We start from the raw sequence: 21578 nt of genomic DNA on the forward strand, positions 1-21578 counted from the left end.
CGATCTACTACACGCCGGCGTCCGTCCTGCTCAAGAACGCCAAGGACATGGGCTACGACGTCAAGATGATGGGCTGCGACGGCATGGACGGCATCCTGGGCGTTGAGGGCTTCGACACCTCTCTTGCCGAGGGTCTGCTGCTCATGACCCCGTTCTCCGCCGACGACGAGAAGAACGCCGACTTCGTCAACGCTTACAAGGATAAGTATGGCGAGACTCCGGACCAGTTTGCCGCCGACGCTTACGACGGCGTGCACGCGGTGGCCGAGGCCCTCGAGGAGGCCGGTCTTGGTGTCGACGCCGACCCGACCGAGGTCGCCGAGAAGCTGCCTAAGGCTATGCTCAAGATTACCGTTGACGGTCTGACCGGCAAGCTCACCTGGAACGATAAGGGCCAGGTCCAGAAGGAGCCCACGGCGTACGTCATCACCGACGGCAAGTACGTACAGGCCTAATAAGCCGCCTTACATAGAGCGGTTTTGATCCCAAGCAGGGGAGGTTTTGGCCTTCCCTGCTTGCTTGGTATCTAGGGACAGTGTAACGTCCCTGTTTCATACATTAACTGGAAACCTATTCGAAAGGGGGATGTGGAACATGACGGTCTTTATCCAATACCTGGTCAACGGCCTGTCCATGGGCAGTGTCTACGCCATCATCGCGTTGGGCTACACCATGGTCTATGGCATCGCCAAGATGCTGAACTTCGCTCACGGCGACGTTATCATGGTCGGTGCCTATGTCTCGTTCTGCGCCACGTCGTATCTCGGCCTCCCGGGCTGGGCATCTGTAATTCTCTCTTGTGTGGTCTGTACCGTTCTCGGTGTTCTCATCGAGGGTCTGGCATACAAGCCGCTGCGTCAGGCGGGCCCGCTGGCCGTTCTGATCACGGCCATCGGCGTGTCTTACTTCCTGCAGAACGCCGCGCAGCTTCTGTGGGGCGCCACGCCCAAGAACTTCACTTCGCTCGTCACCTTCCAGGTGCCGGAGTTCTTGGCCAAGTTCAATGTAAGCGCCGTCTCGCTCGTCACCATCGTCGCCTGCCTGGTTATCATGGCCGGCCTGATGTTCTTTACAGGTAAGACCAAGATGGGCAAAGCCATGCGCGCCGTGTCCGAGGACAAAGCCGCCGCTCAGCTCATGGGCATCAACGTCAACCGTACCATCTCGATGACGTTTGCCATCGGCTCCGCCCTTGCCGCCATCGCCGGTGTGCTCCTGTGCTCCTACTCGCCGGTGTTGCAGCCCACCACGGGCGCCATGCCTGGCATCAAGGCCTTCGACGCTGCCGTTTTCGGCGGCATCGGTTCCATCCCCGGTGCCTTTGTCGGTGGTATTCTCATCGGCATCATCGAGGCGATGGCGCAGGCTTACATTTCCACGAGCCTTGCCAACTCCATCGTCTTTGGTGTTTTGATCATCGTCCTGCTCGTCAAGCCTGCCGGCCTCTTGGGCAAGTACGTCCCCGAGAAGGTGTAGGTGAGCGTTATGAAGTTTCTTAAAGACAAGCAGACGCGTCACGACTTTGTCACGTACGCCATGTGCGTTGTGGCGTTCGCCATCGTGTTCTTTATGCAGTCCAACCACATGATCCCGCGCATGATCGCCGGTCAGCTGGTTCCCATCACGGCCTATATCGTCATGGCCATCTCCCTTAACCTCGTCGTCGGCATCGCGGGCGACTTGTCGCTGGGCCACGCGGGCTTTATGAGCGTCGGTGCCTATACGGGCATCGTCACTGCCGTCGCGCTGGAGAGCACCGTTCCGTCCGATCCGATGCGTCTGATCATCAGCATTGTGGTCGGCGCTATCGCCGCTGCCATCTTGGGCTTCTTGATCGGTATCCCGGTCCTGCGCCTGAGCGGCGACTATCTGGCCATTGTGACCCTGGCTTTTGGCGAGATCATCAAAGAGGTCGTCACCTGCCTCATTGTGGGCGTCGATTCCCGCGGCCTGCATGTGATCTTTAACATCACGGGTAACTCTACGATCGACGACCTGCACCTGCTCGAGGACGGCACCGCCATCATCAAGGGCGCGCAGGGCGCATCGGGCGTGTCGACCTATTCGACCTTCCTTGCCGGCGCAATCCTGGTTATGGTCGCGCTCGTGATTGTGCTCAACCTGGTTCGCAGCCGTACCGGTCGTGCCATTATTGCCGTGCGCGACAACAAGATCGCTGCCGAGTCTGTGGGCATCTCCGTCACCCAGTACCGCATGATTGCCTTCGTGGTTTCCGCTGCCCTCGCCGGTGCTGCCGGAGCCCTGTTCGGCGGTAACTTCTCGCAGCTTTCCGCCACTAAGTTCGACTTCAATACGTCCATCCTCATTTTGGTGTTCGTGGTCCTGGGCGGCCTGGGCAACATGCGCGGCTCCGTTATCGCCGCGGCGCTGCTCACGGTGCTCCCCGAGCTGCTCCGTCAGTTCTCGGACTACCGCATGCTCATCTACGCCATCGTGTTGATTCTGGTCATGGTCTTTACTAACAACCCACAGCTCAAGGCGTTCTTCGCACGCATTAAGGACCGCTTTGCTTCCAAGAAGGAGGTGGCAGCCGATGCCCAGTAAGATTGAGTTCAACAAGGGCAAGATGGTCCCGTATCCTTCTGGCGCCATCGTTCCCGACCGCGACTTGGGCCAGCGCCCGGCGCTCGAGTGCATCCACCTGGGCATTGAATTCGGCGGCCTTAAGGCGGTAGACGACTTTAGCCTAACCATCGGCAAGACCGAGATCGCCGGTCTCATCGGCCCCAACGGTGCCGGCAAGACCACGGTCTTCAACCTGCTCACCAAGGTGTACCAGCCTACGCACGGCACCATCCTGCTCGACGGTGAGGACACTTCGGGCAAGTCGGTCTACCAGGTCAACCGCATGGGTATTGCCCGTACGTTCCAGAACATCCGCCTGTTCAACACCATGACGGTGGAGGACAACGTTAAGGTCGGCCTGCACAACCAGGAGCGCTACTCCGGTTTTGAGGGCGTGCTGCGCCTGCCGACGTATTGGAAGCACGAGAAGGCCGCCCACGAGCGCGCCATGGAGCTGCTGTCCATTTTTGACATGGAGCACCTGGCAAATGAACAGGCCGGCTCGCTTCCTTACGGCGCTCAGCGTCGTCTGGAAATCGTCCGCGCGCTTGCCACCAACCCCAAGCTGCTGCTGCTCGACGAGCCTGCCGCCGGCATGAACCCGTCCGAGACCGCAGAGCTCATGGCGAACATCGTCAAGATCCGCGACACCTTTGGCATTGCCATCATGCTTATCGAGCATGATATGTCGCTCGTCATGAACATCTGCGAGGGCATCTGCGTGCTTAACTTTGGTAAGGTTATCGCCAAGGGCACGGCTGAGGAAATCCAGAATAACGATGCCGTTATCGAGGCGTATCTGGGTAAGCAGGATAAGGGGGAGAACTAAATGGCAGAGCCGATGCTTTCCGTCTACAACATCAACGTCTGGTACGGCGCCATCCACGCCATCAAGGACATCTCCTTTAACGTCAACGAGGGTGAGATCGTGGCCTTGATCGGTGCCAACGGCGCCGGTAAGTCCACGACGCTCAAGACCGTCTCGGGCCTGCTGCGCTCCAAGACCGGCTCCATCAAGTTTATGGGCGAGGACATTACCCATACGCCCGCTGATAAGCTGGTTGGTAAGGGCCTGGCTCAAGTTCCCGAGGGTCGTCGCGCCTTTTTGCAGATGACGGTTGAGGAGAACCTGGAGATGGGTGCCTATACGCAGCCCAAGTCCACGGTGGCTCCGGGCCTGGAGCGCGTCTACGAGCAGTTCCCGCGCCTGAAGGAACGTCGTCGCCAGGTCGCCGGTACCCTTTCAGGCGGCGAGCAGCAGATGCTCGTTATGGGGCGCGCCCTTATGAGTAACCCCAAACTGCTTATGCTCGACGAACCTTCCATGGGTCTGGCGCCGATTCTGATCGAACAGATCTTCCAGATTGTCGAGGACCTGCACAAGGCCGGCACCACGGTGCTTCTGGTCGAGCAAAACGCGCAGATGGCGCTTTCCATTGCCACACGCGGTTACGTGCTCGAGACCGGCAAGATCACCATGACCGGCACGGGCCAAGAGCTCCTGCACGACGACAACGTCCGCAAGGCCTATCTGGGCGGTTAATCCATTCAACAAAGGGGGCGCTGACCAACCCGGTCAGCGCCCCCTTTTAAGTTGCGGTGAAATAGGGACTGAATACGGGCTCCAGAGGCCAAATGAGTCCCTATTCCACCGCAACTTCATGGGGATGTGTGACAATGCCCGTCGGAAAACATCTGCTGTCTTTGGGGGTCTATCTATGCTGTACGAGTTTTGTGCCGAGAACTTTGAGCGGGTGCCGGCGGCTATCGATGCCGGTGCAAGGCGTATTGAACTGTGCGACAACCTTGCCGTTGGTGGCACCACGCCTTCGGCCGGCGTTATCAGCGCTACGACCAACTATGCACACGAGCACGATGCGCGGGTGATGTGCATGATTCGCCCGCGTGGCGGTGACTTTCATTACAACCAAGACGAGCTGCGCATGATGGAGATGGACCTGGGCCTTGCCGTAAGCGCCGGCGTTGACGGCTTGGTCTTTGGCAGCTGCAAGCCCTGCGCTGGCGGATGGGCGCTCGACGAGCTTACGTTGGGCGCTCTCGTGATGGCCGCGGGCTGCGCGACCGAGGAATGCAAGCGTGAGCCCATCGACATCACCTTCCACATGGCGTTTGATCAGCTCTCGCCCGAGGCTCAGCTCGACGCGATTGACATACTCGCCGACTGCGGCATCACACGCATCCTGACGCATGGTGGCGCTGCCGGTACGCCGATCGAGGACAACTTCGAAAACCTGGCCCGCTTGATCGAGTATGCGGGCGACCGCTTGACCATCCTTCCCGGCGGCGGCATTTCCACGGTCAACCGCGATACCGTGGCGGCGGCACTGGGCGTCTCCGAGCTCCATGGCACCAAGATTGTGCCGCTGGAGGTATAACCCGTGACGCTGGTATTTGACGTTCAGCAGGCGAACGGTAAGCCCGACGACAACCGTCGTCCCGGCACCGCGTGCCCCTTTTGCGATACAGAAGGGCTCACCGACATCATTCGCCGTGATGGCGATTGCATTTGGCTCGAGAATAAGTTCAAGACCCTGCGCGCCACCCGTCAAACCGTGCTGATCGAGTCGGCCGATCACGATGCCGACCTGGTGACCTATGAGCCGGATGAACTCCACCATGTGATGCGGTTTGCCCTGGGTTGCTGGCAGCAGATGATCGATTCACAGCAGTATCGAAGCGTGCTCATGTACAAGAACAAGGGTCCGCTCTCGGGCGGTAGCCTCGTTCATCCGCACATGCAGATTGTGGGTTTGGAGCAGGAAGACGGCTATGCTTCGCTGGCTTCCGCCAATTTCGAAGGCATCAATGTCTGGCAACAGGGGAGGATCTCGGCCAACATCTCAACCGAACCCATCATGGGGTTCTTTGAGATCAACGTTTCAGCCCCGCAGGGAATCGCCGCCAGCGATGACACGAGAGATCAAGCCGAGGCGGATCTCTTCGCCGATGCAATCCAGGTAGCTCTGCGCTATATCCTGAACGAGCACCACGGTGGTCGCGCAGAGTCGTATAACCTGTTCTTCTATCACCTGGGCGGTCGGACCATTGCCAAGGCGCTGCCGCGTTGGGTGGTTTCGCCCTACTTTGTCGGCTATCGTTTGGCCCAGGTCAATGCTGAGACAACGCTCGATATCGATGCTGAGCGCCTGCGTGCGCATCTGGAAACGCTCGTATAGCAAGACTAACACCCGCGTAATGCGGACAGTCTAGCGTGCCATGGCGTCGCGGCCGGCTTCGACGCGCTTGCGCTGGGCGGCGCGCTCCTCGCCGGTCAGACGCTCAAAGAGATGCCCGATAAGCGAGGCGAGTACCTGCTGAAACAGCGTTCCGCACATGACGGGAAACACGACTTCGCCCGGAAAGTACTGCGTGGCGATGACGGCGCCCGAAGAGATGTTACGCATGCCGCAGGTAAAGCACATGGTGGTCGTCTCGCTATATGGCAGATGCAGCGCATGGGCGACCAGAAAACCGACGACAAAGCCACTGATGGCGAAGACCAAAATAAAGAGGGCGACTTCCAGGCGCACCGCGTTCATGTGCAGCACGTACTCGCTCATGGCGGTGGAGTTGGAGGCGATAACGCCCATCATCATGAATTTGCAGGCGGGCGAGAGCACGGGGGAGAGCTTCTCGTGTCCCCATCCACGCGTGAGCTCGTTGATCACGATGCCGAGCACGGCGGGGATGGCGATCATAAAGGCCATGTCTTGCATCATGCTCGGCACATCGATCGAGACGGTGGCACCCAGCAAGAGCTTAAGCGTGAGCGGAATCGTCACAGGGGAGATAACCGAGGACGTCAGGATGATGGTGAGCGCGAGCGGGCCGTTGCCGCCGAACATGCTGATCCACATAAAAGCGGTGACGGCCACGGGCACGCTGTACTCGAGCACGATGCCGCAGACAAGGTTGGGGTTGGAGCCAAAGAAGAGTGACCCTATGGCATACGCCGCGATGGGAATAAGCACTGCCGAGACCAGCAGCGCCAGAATCAGGTGCAGCGGACGGTGGAACACCTCGGCTACCTGGTGAAAAGTGTTGCTGAGCGCGCCCTGAAACGTCATAAAGGCGAAGAGGGCGGGAACAATGGGCTTGAGCACGCCGATCTGCTGGGGAAAGAGCACGCCGAGCGCCACGCAAATCGGAACGATGATCTGCATATGCCCCGCGAGGAACTTTCCCAGTCCAGCCCATTGCTTCATATGTCCCGTGACTCCCTTTATCCGCGAACTCGTTTGTATGGATATGCTAGACGCTCGTATGCGTCCGTGCGGCTGAAACGCTCGATTATTTCGAGACCATTACCGCCATCGTTTGCCGAAACCGCGGCGCACCGCGGCGTTTTGCGTCCGCGCTGCACGGTATAATAAATCCGTTCAACAGATCTGCCTGCCGAAGCGGGCATACACAGAGGACTCATCGCTATGAACCGTGAGAGGTATCGCGGCGACCTGCCCCTATCGGGGGTGGGTGCCTATGTCATCGCTTAAGACGACGCATCGCTGGGCGGTCGCTCAGCAAAACCCCGAGCTCGAAAAGGAGCTTTCGGCTGGTCTGGGCATTCCCGGGCTGGTGGCGCGCATTATGGTCGCGCACGACATTGGCTCCATCAAAGAGGGCCAATTGTTTTTGACGCCTTCGCTCGATCGCGACTGGGCCGACCCACTCATTATCCCGGGCATGTCGGTCGTCGCCGACCGCGTCGAGCGTGCTATTCGCAACCACGAGCACATTGCAGTCTTTGGCGATTTTGACGTTGACGGTATTACGTCGACCTGCCTGTTGACCGAGGCGCTGCGCACGTTTGGCGCCGATGTTACGCCGTTTATTCCGCATCGCTTTGATGAGGGCTACGGTCTTTCGCGCGCGGCGCTCGACCGCGTTAACGAGCTCGCTCGCCCCCAGCTGATCGTGACCGTCGATAACGGCATTGCCGCCAAGGAAGAGGTTTCCTATCTGGAGAGCCTGGGGATCGATTTGGTGGTCACGGACCATCACGAGCCCTCCGACCAGGTGCCGCAGGGTGTGCCCCTGACTGACCCCAAGCTCGAGGACGAGGGCCCCTCGCGTGAGCTTGCCGGTGCTGGTGTGGCGCTCAAGCTGGTGCAAGTCCTGGGTGAGCGCCTGGGCAAGCCGTCGTATTGGCGTTCGCTAATCGAGGTCGCGGCGCTGGGCACCGTGTCCGACATGATGCCGCTCACGCCCGAGAACCGCGCGCTGGTTGCCGAGGGCATTCAGCAGATGCGCGTAACCGCTCGCCCCGGCTATATCGCGCTTGCCGCGCTCGCCAAGGCGGACCTTTCTACCATTACGGCCGACGGCCTGTCGTTTTCGCTCATCCCTCGTCTGAATGCTGCCGGCCGCATGGCTGATCCCAAGCTGGCGCTCGACCTGCTGCTTGCCCGCGATCCCATCGAAGCAAGCGCACTGGCGGCTGAGCTCGAGGAAATCAACCGCCAGCGCCGTGAGATCGAGGCGGAGCTCACGCGCGATGCCATGGCAAAGGTCGAGGAGGCCTATGACGGCGGACGCGCGATCGTCGTGGGCGGCGAAGGCTGGCACGAGGGCGTCAAGGGCATCGTGGCAAGCCGTCTGACCAACCGCTACCACGTGCCGGTGCTGCTGTTCTCGATCGAGGACGGTATCGCGCGCGGCTCTGGTCGCTCGGTGGGCAAAGTTAACCTGTTTGACGCCGTCGAGCGCTGTTCCGACCTGCTGATTCGTCGCGGCGGACATGCCGGTGCGGTGGGAGTGACCATCGAGGCATCCAAGCTCGATGAATTCCGTCGTCGCCTTTCCGCCGTGCTATCGGAGATTCCCGCCGAGGACTTTGAAGACATCGACGAGGTTGCCGCCACGGTCGACCTTTCCGAGCTGAATATCGAGACTATAGAGCAGATTTCCCGTCTTGAGCCGTTTGGCCAGGGCAACAAGGTGCCGCTGCTGGCCGCCGAGGGCGTGACGATGTGCGATCGCGCCGTGGTGGGCAAAACCGGCGAGCACATGCGCTTTGTGGCGACCGATGGCGCCGCGAGTGTGCCGGCCATTATGTTCCGCGTGCCGCAAATCGATAAGCTCATCAACTGCGATAGCGCTGTCGACTTGGTGTTCGAGGCCGTTGCCGAGCATTGGCAGGGGCGTGTGAAGCCCAAGCTCATGATCAAGGATGTTCTGGTCCGCGATACCACGCTGCCCGGCGTCGACGATCCGGCATGCGAGCTTCGTCGTGGCGTGCAGCCGGCGGATTCCGGCCTGCGCCTGGAGTCGCGCAAGCGCGAGACGCTCGCCCAGCTTTCCTATACCGAGCTCACGCGCTCGCTTATTCATAGCTTTATCGGCTCGAACCAGCCGCACCGCGCGCAGGTCGAGGCGCTCGATGCCCTGGCCGATCACCAAAGTGTTCTGGCCGTTATGGGAACGGGGCGCGGCAAGTCGCTCATCTTCCATGTACATGCCGCGCGTGAGGCGGTGCTTCGCGGACGTGCGAGCATCTTTGTCTATCCGCTGCGTGCGCTTGTTGCCGACCAGGCCTATCACCTCTCGTCGACGATGGCATCGCTTGGCATTGGCGTTGGCGTGCTGACCGGCGAGACCGTGGAGGCGGCGCGCGATGACGTGTTTGCCGGCTTGGCTTCGGGCCGTACCGGCATCGTGCTCACGACGCCCGAGTTCCTGTCCATTCACCGCGACCGCTTTGCGCGTTCGGGGCGCATCGGTTTTGTCGTTATCGATGAGGCGCACCACGCTGGCCTTGCCAAGGGCGGCGACCGCAGCGCCTATCTCGACATGCCCGATATCCTCAAAGCCCTGGGCGACCCGGTCGTTATGGCCGCGACGGCCACCGCGACGGCTCCGGTCGTGGCCGAGCTTGCCCGCATGTTGCCGATCACTCGCACGGTGGTTGACGAGACGGTGCGCGAGAACCTGCAGCTCGAGGACGACCGTGATCTTGCAAGTCGCGAGAACCGTTTGGTGTCGATCGTGGCGACGGGGGAGAAGACCGTCATTTACGTCAATTCGCGCGACCAGTCCGTGGCGCTCGCCAAGACACTACGCAAACGCGTTCCCGACTGTGCGACCCGTATCGCGTTCTATAACGCTGGCCTTACGCGCACCGACCGCCATCGCGTAGAGGAGGCGTTTCGAGACGGCAGCCTCAGCTGCATCGTCTCGACATCCGCCTTTGGCGAGGGCGTCAACCTTCCCGATATTCGCCATGTCGTGCTCTATCACATGCCGTTTGGCGGCATTGAGTTTAACCAGATGAGCGGCCGCGCCGGTCGCGATGGCCAACCCGCCGTGATCCATCTACTCTATTCGTCGCGTGACGCCCGTATTAACGAGCGCCTACTCGACTGCTATGCGCCCGAGCGCGACGAGCTCGTCACGCTCTATCGCGCGCTGCAGACCATGTGGCGCTCCAACCGCGGCAAGACCGGGGACGATTTCTTTAGCGCGAGCGATATCGACATCGCGCAGATGTGCCTTGCCATCGATGCTCGCACGCCGGTCGACGAGCGCTCGGTGGAAAGCGGCTTGGGAATCTTCGAAGAGCTTGGTTTTTGTCGAGTTTCGGGGTTTGACGACACCCGTCGCATCGCGATGGCCGAAAACCCCGGCCGCGTGCAATTGAGTAGGTCAATTCGCTATTTGGAGGGCTTGCGCTCGCGCATGGAGTTTTCGGCTTTCCGGAGCTGGGCGCTCGATTCGTGCGCTTCTGATATGCTAGCCAAAGTTAACCGCCCGATCGTACCGCGGGCCTAGGGGAAGGGGACCTCGATGGATGCCGCAGCCCGTACCGCCCATGATTCCACCCTCCAGCCGTTTTCGGAGATGGAGCACTATAAGCATGCCGATGAGCTGCCGCCCGAGATTGTGGCGGACAGCTACGACAAGCTGGAGCGCCTGTGCCTCAAATATATGAATGAGGACGACTTCTCCAAGGTGGAGCAGGCCTACTGCTTTGCCGCCGAGAAGCACTGCAACCAAAAGCGCCGCTCGGGCGAGATGTACATTAACCATCCCGTCGAGGTTGCCATCATTTTGGCCGATCTCAAGATGGGCTGCGATGTGGTGTGCGCCGCGCTGCTGCACGATACCGTTGAGGATACAGAGACCTCGCTTGCCGATGTTTCCGGCCTGTTTGGCGATACGGTGGCCGAGCTCGTCGATGGCGTGACCAAGCTCACCAACATCGAAGTCGACAGCATGGACGAGAAGCAGGCCCTCACGCTGCGCAAGATGTTCCTCGCCATGTCCAAGGACATCCGCGTCATCATCGTTAAACTTGCCGACCGTCTGCACAACATGCGAACGCTGGCAGCCCTGCGCGAGGATCGTCGCCTGTTTAAGGCTCGCGAGACCATGGACGTGTATGCGCCCCTGGCCGACCGTCTGGGCATGAGCTCCATTAAATGGGAGCTCGAGGACCTGTCCTTCTTCTACCTTGAACCCGACGCCTACCAGCGCATCGCGCGCATGGTGGCGGAGTCGCGCGAGGTCCGTGAGCGCTATCTGGCCGAGACCATCAAGACACTCACCGACGAACTCAACCGCATTGGCCTGGAGGACTTCCAGATTAACGGCCGTTCCAAGCACTATTGGTCCATCTACCAAAAGATGAAGCGCAAGGGCAAGGAATTCTCCGAGATCTACGACCTGGTGGCACTGCGTGTCATCACGCATTCGGTGCGCGATTGCTACTCCACGCTCGGCGCGGTGCATACGCTGTGGCACCCCATGCCCGGTCGCTTTAAAGACTATATCGCCATGCCCAAGGTCAATAACTACCAGTCGCTCCACACGACGGTCATCGGCCCCACGGCCCGTCCGCTCGAGATTCAGATTCGAACCTACGAGATGCATGAGCAGGCCGAGTACGGCATTGCCGCCCACTGGCTATACAAGAAGTCGGGCGGATCGTCTGCTTCCAAGACCAATGACGCTCAACGTTTGGACGACCAGATCAACTGGCTCAAGCATTCGCTCGATTGGGCTGCGTCTGATGAGATCACCGACGCCAAGGAATACCTGCATTCGCTGAAGGTCGACCTCTTCGATCAGGAGATCTTCGTCTTTACGCCCAAGGGCGAGGTCATGGCGCTTCGTGCCGGCTCCACGCCGCTCGACTTTGCCTATGCCGTTCACACCGAGGTGGGAAACCATTGCGTCGGCGCCAAAATCAACGGTGCGGTGGCTCCGCTCACGCACGAGATTAAGATGGGTGACCGTGTCGAGATCCTGACTAACAAGAGTTCCAAGCCGTCGCGTGATTGGCTCAAGATCGTTAAGACGCCTTCCGCCAAGTCAAAGATCCGCCGCTATTTTGCCGCTGCGACCAAGGATGACGACGCTGCTGCCGGCCGCGATATGCTGGCCAAGGACCTGCGGAAGCGTGGCTATGGCATTTCTACGCCGCGTTCGACGCGTGCGCTCAACGCCGTAGCGGAGCAGTTTAACTTCAAGCAGCTCGAGGACCTGTTTGCCGCCGTCGGCGCCGGCAAGGTTGCCCCGCGCGCTGTGGGCAATAAGGTCGAGCAAATCTTGGACCCCAAGCCCGAGGAACAGCTCACCAAGGCCGAGGCTATCGCCGAGGTCGTGAAACAGCCTGCTCGCGGCTCCAACCGCAAGCCGCAAAAGCGCGGCAAGAGCGCAAGTAACGGCATTATCGTCAAGGGCGAGAGCAACAGCGGCCTGCTGGTCCGTCTGGCTCATTGCTGCAACCCCGTGACGGGCGACGACATCGTCGGCTTCATCACGCGCGGTCGTGGCGTTTCGGTACATCGCGCCAACTGCCCCAACGTCAAGGGTCTTATGGAACATCCCGAGCGCATGATCGATGTGGAGTGGGACGGCGCTGCCGACACCCTCTTCCAGGTCGAGATCGTGGTCGAGTGCTTGGACCGTATGGGCCTGCTCAAGGATGTCACCATTGCCATTGGCGATGCGGGCGGCAATATCCTTTCTGCCGCCACGTCGACCAACCGCGAGGGTATTGCAACCCTGCGCTTTATGGTCGAGATCTCGGACGCGAGTGGTCTGGATCCGCTGCTGGCTTCCATCAGCAGTGTCGATTCGGTCTACGACGCTCGCCGTCTTATGCCCGGCGAAGGCGGAGCTCAGCTCAAGCGCCGTGTGTAGGTGCGAGAGCCTCTCAGCATCATAGATATTGGTTACGTTCGAGGCATCGTTTGGTGCCTCGAACGTATTTTAGAAGGAGGGTATGCGCATGGGCGATATGACTTTGGACCTGACACCCCGAGGTGCGGCTTCGATTGAGGCGCTCGTCAACGGCCCCATTCAGACCAACAGTTACGCCGTGATTTCGAATGACGAGTGCTTAATCGTCGATCCGGCGTGGGAGGGCGAGTGTCTTGTGGAGCATATCCGCACCGCGCATCCTGAGGTGCGCGTACTCGGCTCTGTCTGCACGCACGGTCATGCCGACCATGTTGGCGGGGTTGCCGGGGTTCGAGCTGTCGTTGGCGACAGCGCGCTATATGAGTTGTGCGCTAAGGACGTGACGGTACCTCGCGCAAATATCGAGGAGCAGCGCGCCATGTGGGGTATCGAGACACCCGATCCGGGTGAGCCGACGCGTTTGCTTGCCGAGGGCGATACAATCGAGGTGGGCGACGTCTGCCTGCAGGTGATCGAGACGCCGGGGCATACGCCGGGCGGCATCGTCCTGTTCGCCGCGACCGAGCGGGGGAACATCGCCTTTGTGGGCGACACGCTTTTCCCGGGCAGCCACGGTCGTACCGATCTTTCCGGCGGTGACGAGGCGGCGATTATGCGCTCGCTCTCCAAACTTGCCAAGATGCTTCCGCCCGATACCGTTTGCTTGACGGGCCATGGCGATTCGACCACGATGGCGCGCGAACTTATGCAGAACCCGTTTATGCAGATGTAGGCTCGAAGCCGTCGTCCGAACCACGAAGACCGCTCAATCGTCAAGCTATTTTCCCCAGTGGGTCGATTCTGTGGGGCAAACGGTCAAAATTTGTCCAATCGGATGGTATTCGTGAACAAACGAACGTTTATGCTCGGGTATGTCGTGGTAAAATCTCAGGCGTTATCGGAGCAACCTTACAGGAGGTTTCTTTTATGCTCGTCAACGCAGCAGACATGCTCAAGAAGGCCGAGGCCGGCAAGTACGGTCTCGGTGCCTTCAACACCAACAACCTCGAGTGGACCCTGGCTATTCTCCAGGCCGCCGAGGAGGCCAAGTCTCCGCTGATCCTTCAGTGCACCGCTGGTGCCGCTAAGTGGATGGGCGGTTTCAAGGTCTGCGCCGACATGGTCAAGGCTGCCGTCGAGGCCACGGGCGTTACCGTTCCCGTCGCCCTTCACCTCGATCACGGTTCTTACGAGGACTGCTTCAAGTGCATCGAGGCCGGCTTCACGTCCATCATGTATGACGGCTCTCACGAGGAGACCTTCCAGCTTAACCTCGACCGCACCAAGGAGCTCGTTGAGCTTGCCCACTCCAAGGGCATGTCCATCGAGGCCGAGGTCGGCGGCATCGGCGGCACCGAGGACGGCGTGACCTCCAGCGGCGAGCTCGCTGATCCTGCTGAGTGCAAGCAGATTGCTGACCTGGGCGTCGACTTCCTCGCCTGCGGTATCGGCAACATCCACGGCGTGTACCCTGCCGACTGGGCTGGCCTTTCCTTCGAGCGCCTGGGCGAGATTAAGGCTCAGACCGGCGACCTGCCCCTCGTCCTGCACGGTGGCACCGGCATCCCCGAGGATCAGATCAAGAAGGCCATCTCCCTGGGTATCTCCAAGATCAACGTCAACACCGATCTGCAGCTCGTCTTCGCCAAGGGCGTTCGCGAGTATATCGAGGCTGGCAAGGATCAGCAGGGCAAGGGCTTTGACCCCCGCAAGCTCCTCAAGCCTGGTCGCGAGAACATCGTTGCCCGCACCAAGGAGCTCATGGAGGAGTTTGGCTCCGTCAACAAGGCGTAAGCGTCGCTAAACTTCCCACCGGAAGCCCCGTCTCCCTACACTGTTTCCTTTGCGCTCACCTGGCTTCGCCAGAAGTCGCGCCAAGGAAACAGTTCCGGGAGACGGGGCTTCCTTCGTTTAACGCCGCAGGGTTACGAGTCTGAATTAAGGTGGCTACTGGCTTCGCCAGAAGTCGCGCGACGGAATCAGCTCCGGGGAAACGGGGCCTCCTTTGTTAACTCGCTACAGGGTTACTGGGCTGAATTCATTTTTAGAGGTACCGTTTATCGGTGTTGAGGGTTCCTTTATTGGGGCTTTCTTTTTTATCTCGCTACAATGGGCTTCAAGAGTTCTAATGACTTGGAGTTTGGTATGGCTGTTATTAATGTGCTGCCTTCGGATGGGAAGGTCATTGACGAGGGTCCTGTTGGTTGCTCTGTTGATGTTTGCTGTGATGATTTCCGTCATCTCGATATTGGACTGCCGCCCGAGATTCTTCGTCTCAAGGTTGCCGGATATTTGACGCAGGCTGTTGCGGCTTGTGATCGTCTTTTGGGGCAGAATCCCGATCCCTCGCTTGCTGCCTGCGTTCGTGCCGAGCGGTATCGCATGCTTGAGACGCCGCTTCATTTTTCGGTGTCGCGCGATCGGGCTATTGCGATGATTCGCGAGGAGTGGCCTGAGTTTACCGAGGAGCAGTTTGACGATCTGATTGACCGTAAGCGTATTGACTGGCGCTTTATCGATGGCGAGCTGTTCGTTCTCGACAACTTCCTCGATTCGCTTCGCGTATATCCCAAAGAGGTCCCCGGCATGCGTCCCGATCCTACGGACGGAATTGCACTGCGCAACGAGATGCTCAAGGAGATGGAGTCACAAAACGGATTGACTCGCGTTATTACGCTTAAGGCGTCCTTGTCTGTCCCCGGCGCTCTAGAGGGGGAGACCGTTCGCGCTTGGCTTCCCGTAGCCGCCACCTGCCGCCAACAGTCTCAGGTCGAGATTCTCGACATGACGCCGGAGGGTGCTGTTGCTCCCGCGAACGCTTCGGCGCGTACCGCCTCGTGGTCTTCTTCGAGTGAGCGCTCATTCTCGGTGACTTATCGTTATCACATCGATGCTGCTTATTGTGATGTCTACGGTGGCACACTTCCGGTTCATCCGCGTATGGACGCGCCTCTGCCCGAGGATATTTCCGAGGACCGTCCGCACATTGCATTTACGCCGTATCTGCAGCAGCTGACGGCCAGCGTTGTTGGCGGACTCGAGGATCCGCTCGATCGCGCCCGTGCTATCTATGATTACCTGACGCAGTATATCGACTATCGCTATCAGCCGCCGTACTTGCTTTTGGGATCTATTGCCGATGACTGCGCGCATTCGCTCCGCGGCGATTGCGGCGTTATGGCGCTCACGTTTATCACCATGTGCCGTATCGCGGGCGTGCCTGCCCGTTGGCAGAGCGGCCTCTACGTTGCGCCCGATTCGGTGGGGTCGCACGACTGGGCAGAGTTCTATACGCCGCAGACCGGTTGGCTCAACGCCGACGTGTCATTTGGATCTTCTGCTCGCAGGATGGGGGAGGAGTGGCGCCGCCATCACTACTTTGGCAATCTCGACCCATGGCGTATGGTGGCCAACAATCGATTCCAGGCAGAGTTTGAGCCCTCTTTCGACGGCATGCGCGAGGACCCTTACGATAACCAGATGGGTGAGGCTTCGGTCGACGGTCGCGGATGCCGTCAGCGCGAGATGCTACGCACGGTCGAACTCATCGAAATGCTCGAAGTTCCATTTTCGGACTAATCGGTAGAAAGCTGTGATAAACTAACTCACGCATTACGTGCCCGAGTGGCGGAATTGGCAGACGCAGTGGACTCAAAATCCACCGTTGGCAACAACGTGCGAGTTCGAGTCTCGCCTCGGGCACCATACATGCAAGTGAGCGTTCGAGGGGGGTTGCGGCCCCCTTTTTCGTGCCGAACTCGCGTGAGCGCGCGAAGCGTTAAGCAAACAGGCCTGTGGCCTGTTTGTAGCGGAGCGTGGCGAGGGCGCCGCGCGCCCGAAGCCCGGGGCTTCGCGAAGCGAAGGCCCTTCGAGTCTCGCCTCGGGCACCATACATGCACCTGCGCTTCAAGGGGGTTGCGGCCCCCTTTTTCGTGTACGTAATGTGATAACGCGCTGTACGTGTTATTATTTGCAAGGCGTTGTTCCCGCAATGCCCTAAAGAGGAACCCGAGGGTTCCCACCTTTTGGCGCCAATGAGCAGCTGACTGGTCATACAACTTAGATTCCCTTCCTCAAATCGAGGAACTCTATGTGTACGACCTGGTTGCTGAGAAGCGCCGGGTTATTTTTTTATGAATGGAGGTAGGGAAAATAGCTAAGTCTGATGACACCCGCATCAACGACGAGATTACTGCATCTTCGTGCCGTTTGATTGGCGTCGATGGCTCTCAGCTCGGCCTGTTCGCCATCCGCGATGCCCAGCGTGTCGCCGACGATCAGGGTCTCGACCTGGTCGAGATCGCTCCCAACGCGGAGCCGCCGGTCTGCAAGGTCATGGACTACGGTAAGTTCAAGTACCAGCAGGCCATGAAGGCCAAGGCTGCTCGTAAGAACCAGTCCAAGGTCGAGGTCAAGGAAATGAAGTTCCGACCCAAGATCGACGTTGGCGACTACGAGACCAAGAAGGGCCACGTTCTGCGTTTCCTCAAGAAGGGCGCACGCGTTAAGATCACCATCATGTTCCGCGGCCGTGAGATGGCTCACCCGGAGCAGGGCCTTAACGTTCTCGAGCGTCTCGCCGAGGATCTCAAGCCTTACGCTACGGTCGAGTCTAAGCCTAAGATGGAAGGCCGTAACATGCTTATGCTGCTCGCCCCGATTAAGGGCGCCTTCGATGAGGATAAAGCGGCAAGCGATACCAAGTAACTAGTGTTCTGTAACCGATTAAGGAGTATTTCATGCCTAAGATGAAGTCCCACAGCGGCACCAAGAAGCGTTTCCGCAAGACTGGCACCGGCAAGCTTATGCGCGCCAAGGCTTTCAAGAGCCACATCCTGAGCAAGAAGTCCACCAAGCGTAAGCGTGGCTTCCGTCAGGAGACCGAGATCGCCGCTGCCGACCGCAAGGTCATCAAGTCGCGTCTCGCCTAAGTTCGCGTTCCCGTTTTTCGTTTTACAGTCTAGGAGTTGATAGAACATGGCACGTATTAAGCGCGCTGTTGCCGCCAAGAAGAAGCGCCGTACCGTTATGCACCGTGCGAAGGGTTACTACGGTGCCGCTTCGCGTACTTACAAGCATGCTAAAGAGCAGGTCCAGCACTCTCTGCAGTATCAGTATCGTGATCGCCGCAATAAGAAGCGCGAGATCCGTTCTCTCTGGATCACTCGTATCAACGCTGCTGCTCGTCTGAACGACATCTCTTACTCTCAGTTCATGCACGGCCTGAAGGTTGCCGGCATCGAGCTCGACCGCAAGGTCCTGGCTCAGATGGCTTACGAGGACATCGAGTCCTTCAACGAGCTGGCTACCATCGCCAAGAAGGCTCTCGAGGCCTAATAGATTCTCTTGAATCGCTAGGGGAGTGTCGCGTTGTGCGCGGCGCTCCCTCTTTTTATCTGAAGCGCGGTTTACATTGCTAAAAGCGCGGGTAGATAAACACTTACAGGTGACCGATCTTTATATATCTCTTAACCGAAGGGTCATCATCTGATACGTGCAGTATTTCTGCACCAGCCTTTCTATGACATATATAGGAAGCGATGTATTGTGTAGGACTTGTGAAGAGTGGAATTCCCGCCCACGGCGCCCCTCCGGTCTGGCAATATATCTCCTTGCCGCGCGGCCCGGTCGGACCGGACCAGCCGCGGGGCGTGCACCTTGAGAACCGGATACTGCGAGGATGGACACATCGAGTGTCGCATCCGGGCAGACATCGAACCATTTGAAATGGTCTAACTTGGATTTGTTTTTCGCAAGGCCGCCGAGAGGCGGCCCCGAGAAATTCCTTTTCCTATCAAATAGAACCATATGAATCGAACGGAACCGATCAGCGATGGACTGAGAGGACCGGACGGGCTCGAAGCCCATTTATTTTGGACGGAGAGTTCGATCCTGGCTCAGGATGAACGCTGGCGGCGCGCCTAACACATGCAAGTCGAACGGCACCTATCTTCGGGTAGAAGCGAGTGGCGAACGGCTGAGTAACACGTGGAGAACCTGCCCCCTCCCCCGGGATAGCCGCCCGAAAGGACGGGTAATACCGGATACCCCGGGGTGCCGCATGGCACCCCGGCTAAAGCCCCGACGGGAGGGGATGGCTCCGCGGCCCATCAGGTAGACGGCGGGGTGACGGCCCACCGTGCCGACAACGGGTAGCCGGGTTGAGAGACCGACCGGCCAGATTGGGACTGAGACACGGCCCAGACTCCTACGGGAGGCAGCAGTGGGGAATCTTGCGCAATGGGGGGAACCCTGACGCAGCGACGCCGCGTGCGGGACGGAGGCCTTCGGGTCGTAAACCGCTTTCAGCAGGGAAGAGTCAAGACTGTACCTGCAGAAGAAGCCCCGGCTAACTACGTGCCAGCAGCCGCGGTAATACGTAGGGGGCGAGCGTTATCCGGATTCATTGGGCGTAAAGCGCGCGTAGGCGGCCCGGCAGGCCGGGGGTCGAAGCGGGGGGCTCAACCCCCCGAAGCCCCCGGAACCTCCGCGGCTTGGGTCCGGTAGGGGAGGGTGGAACACCCGGTGTAGCGGTGGAATGCGCAGATATCGGGTGGAACACCGGTGGCGAAGGCGGCCCTCTGGGCCGAGACCGACGCTGAGGCGCGAAAGCTGGGGGAGCGAACAGGATTAGATACCCTGGTAGTCCCAGCCGTAAACGATGGACGCTAGGTGTGGGGGGACGATCCCCCCGTGCCGCAGCCAACGCATTAAGCGTCCCGCCTGGGGAGTACGGCCGCAAGGCTAAAACTCAAAGGAATTGACGGGGGCCCGCACAAGCAGCGGAGCATGTGGCTTAATTCGAAGCAACGCGAAGAACCTTACCAGGGCTTGACATATGGGTGAAGCGGGGGAGACCCCGTGGCCGAGAGGAGCCCATACAGGTGGTGCATGGCTGTCGTCAGCTCGTGTCGTGAGATGTTGGGTTAAGTCCCGCAACGAGCGCAACCCCCGCCGCGTGTTGCCATCGGGTGATGCCGGGAACCCACGCGGGACCGCCGCCGTCAAGGCGGAGGAGGGCGGGGACGACGTCAAGTCATCATGCCCCTTATGCCCTGGGCTGCACACGTGCTACAATGGCCGGTACAGAGGGATGCCACCCCGCGAGGGGGAGCGGATCCCGGAAAGCCGGCCCCAGTTCGGATTGGGGGCTGCAACCCGCCCCCATGAAGTCGGAGTTGCTAGTAATCGCGGATCAGCATGCCGCGGTGAATGCGTTCCCGGGCCTTGTACACACCGCCCGTCACACCACCCGAGTCGTCTGCACCCGAAGTCGCCGGCCCAACCGAGAGGGGGGAGGCGCCGAAGGTGTGGAGGGTGAGGGGGGTGAAGTCGTAACAAGGTAGCCGTACCGGAAGGTGCGGCTGGATCACCTCCTTTCTAGGGAGACACATTCTTAGAGAGAAAACACTTTAACTCGAAATGAGGGCAGGAGCCCGTCCGGTGGATGTCTGGCCAGGATAAGTCCCCGCAGCACCCGGTCCCCGGGGTCGCACCCGCGTACCTTGAGAGCCGCATAGCGATAGGAGAGAGATGGAAGAGTATCCTCTTCCAGACTCGATTCTTTTCTGCGATTAAAGACAGAATGATAGCAATCATTCATCCGATCCAAACAAGAAGAATTCACTTATATATGAGTGAGGAGCATCTGATCGCGAGCACAGTGAAACGGACTGTGCCGCGGTATGAGATACCCGAATTGCGACATACGAGCGCTATTCATGATATCGATTAATTAACTTAATTAGCGACACGTGGATATCCCGCGGGCCCGATGCGGTCCCGCAAGATACCACGGGCGCACGGCGGATGCCTTGGCACAGGGAGCCGATGAAGGACGCGGCAAGCTGCGATAATCCCCGGCGAGGAGCACACATCCTTCGACCCGGGGGTCTCCGAATGGGCGAACCCATGCACAGCAGTGTGCATATCCCCCCGCTGAACACATAGGCGGGGGGAGGACAACCCGGGGAACTGAAACATCTAAGTACCCGGAGGAGAGGAAATCAATCTCGAGACTCCCCGAGTAGCGGCGAGCGAAAGGGGACCGATGGCCAAACCGTCGAGCGGGCATACCCGGCAGGGGTTCCGCCGACGGGGTTGCAGGGCCGCGCATCCGGGGGCTGCCGCCCCCGGGCGCAGGTCCGGCTGGGGAGCGGAACGGCATGGGAGGGCCGGCCGCAGCGGGTGACAGCCCCGTACGCGAACCCAGACCGGACGGCGCGACGCGGTCCCTGAGTAGGGCCGGGCACGTGAAACCCGGTCCGAACCTGGGTGGACCACCATCCAAGCCTGAGTACTACCCTGTGACCGATAGCGCACCAGTACCGTGAGGGAAAGGTGAAAAGCACCCCGGGAGGGGAGTGAAACAGTACCTGAAACCGTGCGCCCACGAGCAGTCGGAGCAACTTTCAGTTGTGACGGCGTGCCTTTTGTAGAATGAGCCAGCGAGTCGCTGGCGCGGGGCGAGGTTAACCGAAAGGGAGCCGGAGCGAAAGCGAGCCTTAACAGGGCGACTTGAGTCCCGCGCCGCGGACGCGAAGCCGGGTGAGCTATCCGTGGGCAGGCTGAAGCGGGGGTAAGACCCCGTGGAGGGCCGAACGCACGTCGGTTGAAAACGGCGGCGATGACCTGCGGATAGGGGTGAAAGGCCAATCAAACCCGGAGATATCTCGTTCTCCCCGAAATAGCTTTAGGGCTAGCGTCGCGCGTTCACCGCCGGAGGTAGAGCACCGGATGGACGAGGGGGCTTCGCCGCCTACCGAATCCAACCGAACTCCGAATGCCGG

16 protein-coding genes, 1 tRNA gene and 2 rRNA genes are annotated in these 21578 nt (G+C 59.7%); 18 read left to right on the forward strand and 1 reads right to left on the reverse strand.

Going from position 1 to position 21578, the window contains the following annotated elements; genetic code table 11:
• From KSY82_RS08885 to KSY82_RS08915, 7 genes are all read left to right on the forward strand, one after another.
• Positions 1 to 455, forward strand: a 455-nt coding sequence (locus tag KSY82_RS08885) for an ABC transporter substrate-binding protein (RefSeq protein ID WP_217751011.1), incomplete at its 5' end; no start/stop codon positions are given.
• Between the two features lie 139 nt (positions 456 to 594).
• Positions 595 to 1476 carry a branched-chain amino acid ABC transporter permease gene (locus tag KSY82_RS08890; protein WP_117582912.1) on the forward strand — a complete coding sequence of 294 codons (882 nt, stop codon included), beginning with the start codon at positions 595 to 597 and terminating at the stop codon, positions 1474 to 1476.
• 9 nt (positions 1477 to 1485) lie between these two features.
• Positions 1486 to 2565 (forward strand): branched-chain amino acid ABC transporter permease, encoded by a 1080-nt coding sequence (locus KSY82_RS08895; RefSeq protein WP_006234440.1) that lies wholly within the window; start codon positions 1486 to 1488, stop codon positions 2563 to 2565.
• Positions 2555 to 3415 (forward strand): ABC transporter ATP-binding protein, encoded by an 861-nt coding sequence (locus KSY82_RS08900; protein ID WP_217751010.1) that lies wholly within the window; start codon positions 2555 to 2557, stop codon positions 3413 to 3415. The genes KSY82_RS08895 and KSY82_RS08900 overlap by 11 nt, the downstream gene beginning before the upstream one ends.
• The gene (locus KSY82_RS08905; RefSeq protein ID WP_006234438.1) at positions 3416 to 4129 is read left to right on the forward strand and encodes an ABC transporter ATP-binding protein; all 714 of its coding nucleotides are present in this window, start codon (positions 3416 to 3418) and stop codon (positions 4127 to 4129) included. It abuts the gene before it with no gap.
• Between the two features lie 175 nt (positions 4130 to 4304).
• Positions 4305 to 4982, forward strand: coding sequence for a copper homeostasis protein CutC (locus tag KSY82_RS08910; protein WP_117746270.1), 678 nt, complete (start codon positions 4305 to 4307; stop codon positions 4980 to 4982).
• A gap of 3 nt (positions 4983 to 4985) precedes the next feature.
• Positions 4986 to 5783 carry a DUF4931 domain-containing protein gene (locus KSY82_RS08915; protein WP_217751009.1) on the forward strand — a complete coding sequence of 266 codons (798 nt, stop codon included), beginning with the start codon at positions 4986 to 4988 and terminating at the stop codon, positions 5781 to 5783.
• Between the two features lie 30 nt (positions 5784 to 5813).
• Here the strand turns inward: KSY82_RS08915 and KSY82_RS08920 are convergent, their stop codons facing one another.
• Entirely contained in the window at positions 5814 to 6812 is a 999-nt protein-coding gene (locus KSY82_RS08920; protein WP_217751008.1) for a bile acid:sodium symporter family protein, read from the reverse strand.
• Between the two features lie 274 nt (positions 6813 to 7086).
• Between KSY82_RS08920 and recJ the strand changes: the two genes are divergently transcribed.
• The 11 genes from recJ to KSY82_RS08975 form a co-directional block, all read left to right on the forward strand.
• Complete coding sequence (gene recJ / locus KSY82_RS08925; RefSeq protein ID WP_217751007.1) at positions 7087 to 10374, forward strand: single-stranded-DNA-specific exonuclease RecJ; 3288 nt, start codon at positions 7087 to 7089, stop codon at positions 10372 to 10374.
• A gap of 15 nt (positions 10375 to 10389) precedes the next feature.
• A complete protein-coding gene (locus KSY82_RS08930) occupies positions 10390 to 12750 on the forward strand; it encodes a RelA/SpoT family protein (protein WP_217751006.1) in 2361 nt (786 codons plus the stop codon).
• 88 nt (positions 12751 to 12838) lie between these two features.
• Complete coding sequence (locus KSY82_RS08935) at positions 12839 to 13522, forward strand: MBL fold metallo-hydrolase (protein ID WP_334203716.1); 684 nt, start codon at positions 12839 to 12841, stop codon at positions 13520 to 13522.
• A gap of 194 nt (positions 13523 to 13716) precedes the next feature.
• The gene (gene fba / locus KSY82_RS08940; RefSeq protein ID WP_217107712.1) at positions 13717 to 14583 is read left to right on the forward strand and encodes a class II fructose-1,6-bisphosphate aldolase; all 867 of its coding nucleotides are present in this window, start codon (positions 13717 to 13719) and stop codon (positions 14581 to 14583) included.
• A 351-nt stretch (positions 14584 to 14934) separates the two neighbouring features.
• Positions 14935 to 16368: a transglutaminase-like domain-containing protein gene (locus tag KSY82_RS08945; protein ID WP_217751004.1), complete on the forward strand. Its 1434-nt coding sequence runs from the start codon at positions 14935 to 14937 to the stop codon at positions 16366 to 16368.
• A 39-nt stretch (positions 16369 to 16407) separates the two neighbouring features.
• Positions 16408 to 16494 (forward strand) — tRNA-Leu (locus KSY82_RS08950).
• Between the two features lie 432 nt (positions 16495 to 16926).
• Positions 16927 to 17496, forward strand: a complete 570-nt coding sequence (gene infC / locus KSY82_RS08955; RefSeq protein ID WP_006234423.1) for a translation initiation factor IF-3 — start codon at positions 16927 to 16929, stop codon at positions 17494 to 17496.
• A gap of 32 nt (positions 17497 to 17528) precedes the next feature.
• A complete protein-coding gene (gene rpmI / locus KSY82_RS08960; RefSeq protein ID WP_006234422.1) occupies positions 17529 to 17720 on the forward strand; it encodes a 50S ribosomal protein L35 in 192 nt (63 codons plus the stop codon).
• 46 nt (positions 17721 to 17766) lie between these two features.
• Positions 17767 to 18126 (forward strand): 50S ribosomal protein L20, encoded by a 360-nt coding sequence (gene rplT / locus KSY82_RS08965; protein ID WP_006234421.1) that lies wholly within the window; start codon positions 17767 to 17769, stop codon positions 18124 to 18126.
• 537 nt (positions 18127 to 18663) lie between these two features.
• Positions 18664 to 20169 (forward strand): 16S ribosomal RNA (locus tag KSY82_RS08970).
• A gap of 402 nt (positions 20170 to 20571) precedes the next feature.
• A 23S ribosomal RNA gene (locus tag KSY82_RS08975) occupies positions 20572 to 21578 on the forward strand; the annotation flags it as partial.

Origin of the sequence: Collinsella aerofaciens (assembly GCF_019131995.1) — a bacterium.
Lineage (GTDB): Bacteria > Actinomycetota > Coriobacteriia > Coriobacteriales > Coriobacteriaceae > Collinsella > Collinsella aerofaciens_S.

What these genes read in the sequence shown, in the direction of transcription:
- KSY82_RS08890 (WP_117582912.1), top strand. Translation starts at nt 595, where the DNA reads ATGACGGTCTTTATCCAATACCTGGTCAACGGCCTGTCCATGGGCAGT.
- KSY82_RS08895 (WP_006234440.1), top strand. Translation starts at nt 1,486, where the DNA reads ATGAAGTTTCTTAAAGACAAGCAGACGCGTCACGACTTTGTCACGTAC.
- KSY82_RS08900 (WP_217751010.1), top strand. Translation starts at nt 2,555, where the DNA reads ATGCCCAGTAAGATTGAGTTCAACAAGGGCAAGATGGTCCCGTATCCT.
- KSY82_RS08905 (WP_006234438.1), top strand. Translation starts at nt 3,416, where the DNA reads ATGGCAGAGCCGATGCTTTCCGTCTACAACATCAACGTCTGGTACGGC.
- KSY82_RS08910 (WP_117746270.1), top strand. Translation starts at nt 4,305, where the DNA reads ATGCTGTACGAGTTTTGTGCCGAGAACTTTGAGCGGGTGCCGGCGGCT.
- KSY82_RS08920 (WP_217751008.1), bottom strand. Translation starts at nt 6,812, where the DNA reads ATGAAGCAATGGGCTGGACTGGGAAAGTTCCTCGCGGGGCATATGCAG.
- recJ (WP_217751007.1), top strand. Translation starts at nt 7,087, where the DNA reads ATGTCATCGCTTAAGACGACGCATCGCTGGGCGGTCGCTCAGCAAAAC.
- KSY82_RS08930 (WP_217751006.1), top strand. Translation starts at nt 10,390, where the DNA reads ATGGATGCCGCAGCCCGTACCGCCCATGATTCCACCCTCCAGCCGTTT.
- KSY82_RS08935 (WP_334203716.1), top strand. Translation starts at nt 12,839, where the DNA reads ATGGGCGATATGACTTTGGACCTGACACCCCGAGGTGCGGCTTCGATT.
- fba (WP_217107712.1), top strand. Translation starts at nt 13,717, where the DNA reads ATGCTCGTCAACGCAGCAGACATGCTCAAGAAGGCCGAGGCCGGCAAG.
- KSY82_RS08945 (WP_217751004.1), top strand. Translation starts at nt 14,935, where the DNA reads ATGGCTGTTATTAATGTGCTGCCTTCGGATGGGAAGGTCATTGACGAG.
- infC (WP_006234423.1), top strand. Translation starts at nt 16,927, where the DNA reads ATGGAGGTAGGGAAAATAGCTAAGTCTGATGACACCCGCATCAACGAC.
- rpmI (WP_006234422.1), top strand. Translation starts at nt 17,529, where the DNA reads ATGCCTAAGATGAAGTCCCACAGCGGCACCAAGAAGCGTTTCCGCAAG.
- rplT (WP_006234421.1), top strand. Translation starts at nt 17,767, where the DNA reads ATGGCACGTATTAAGCGCGCTGTTGCCGCCAAGAAGAAGCGCCGTACC.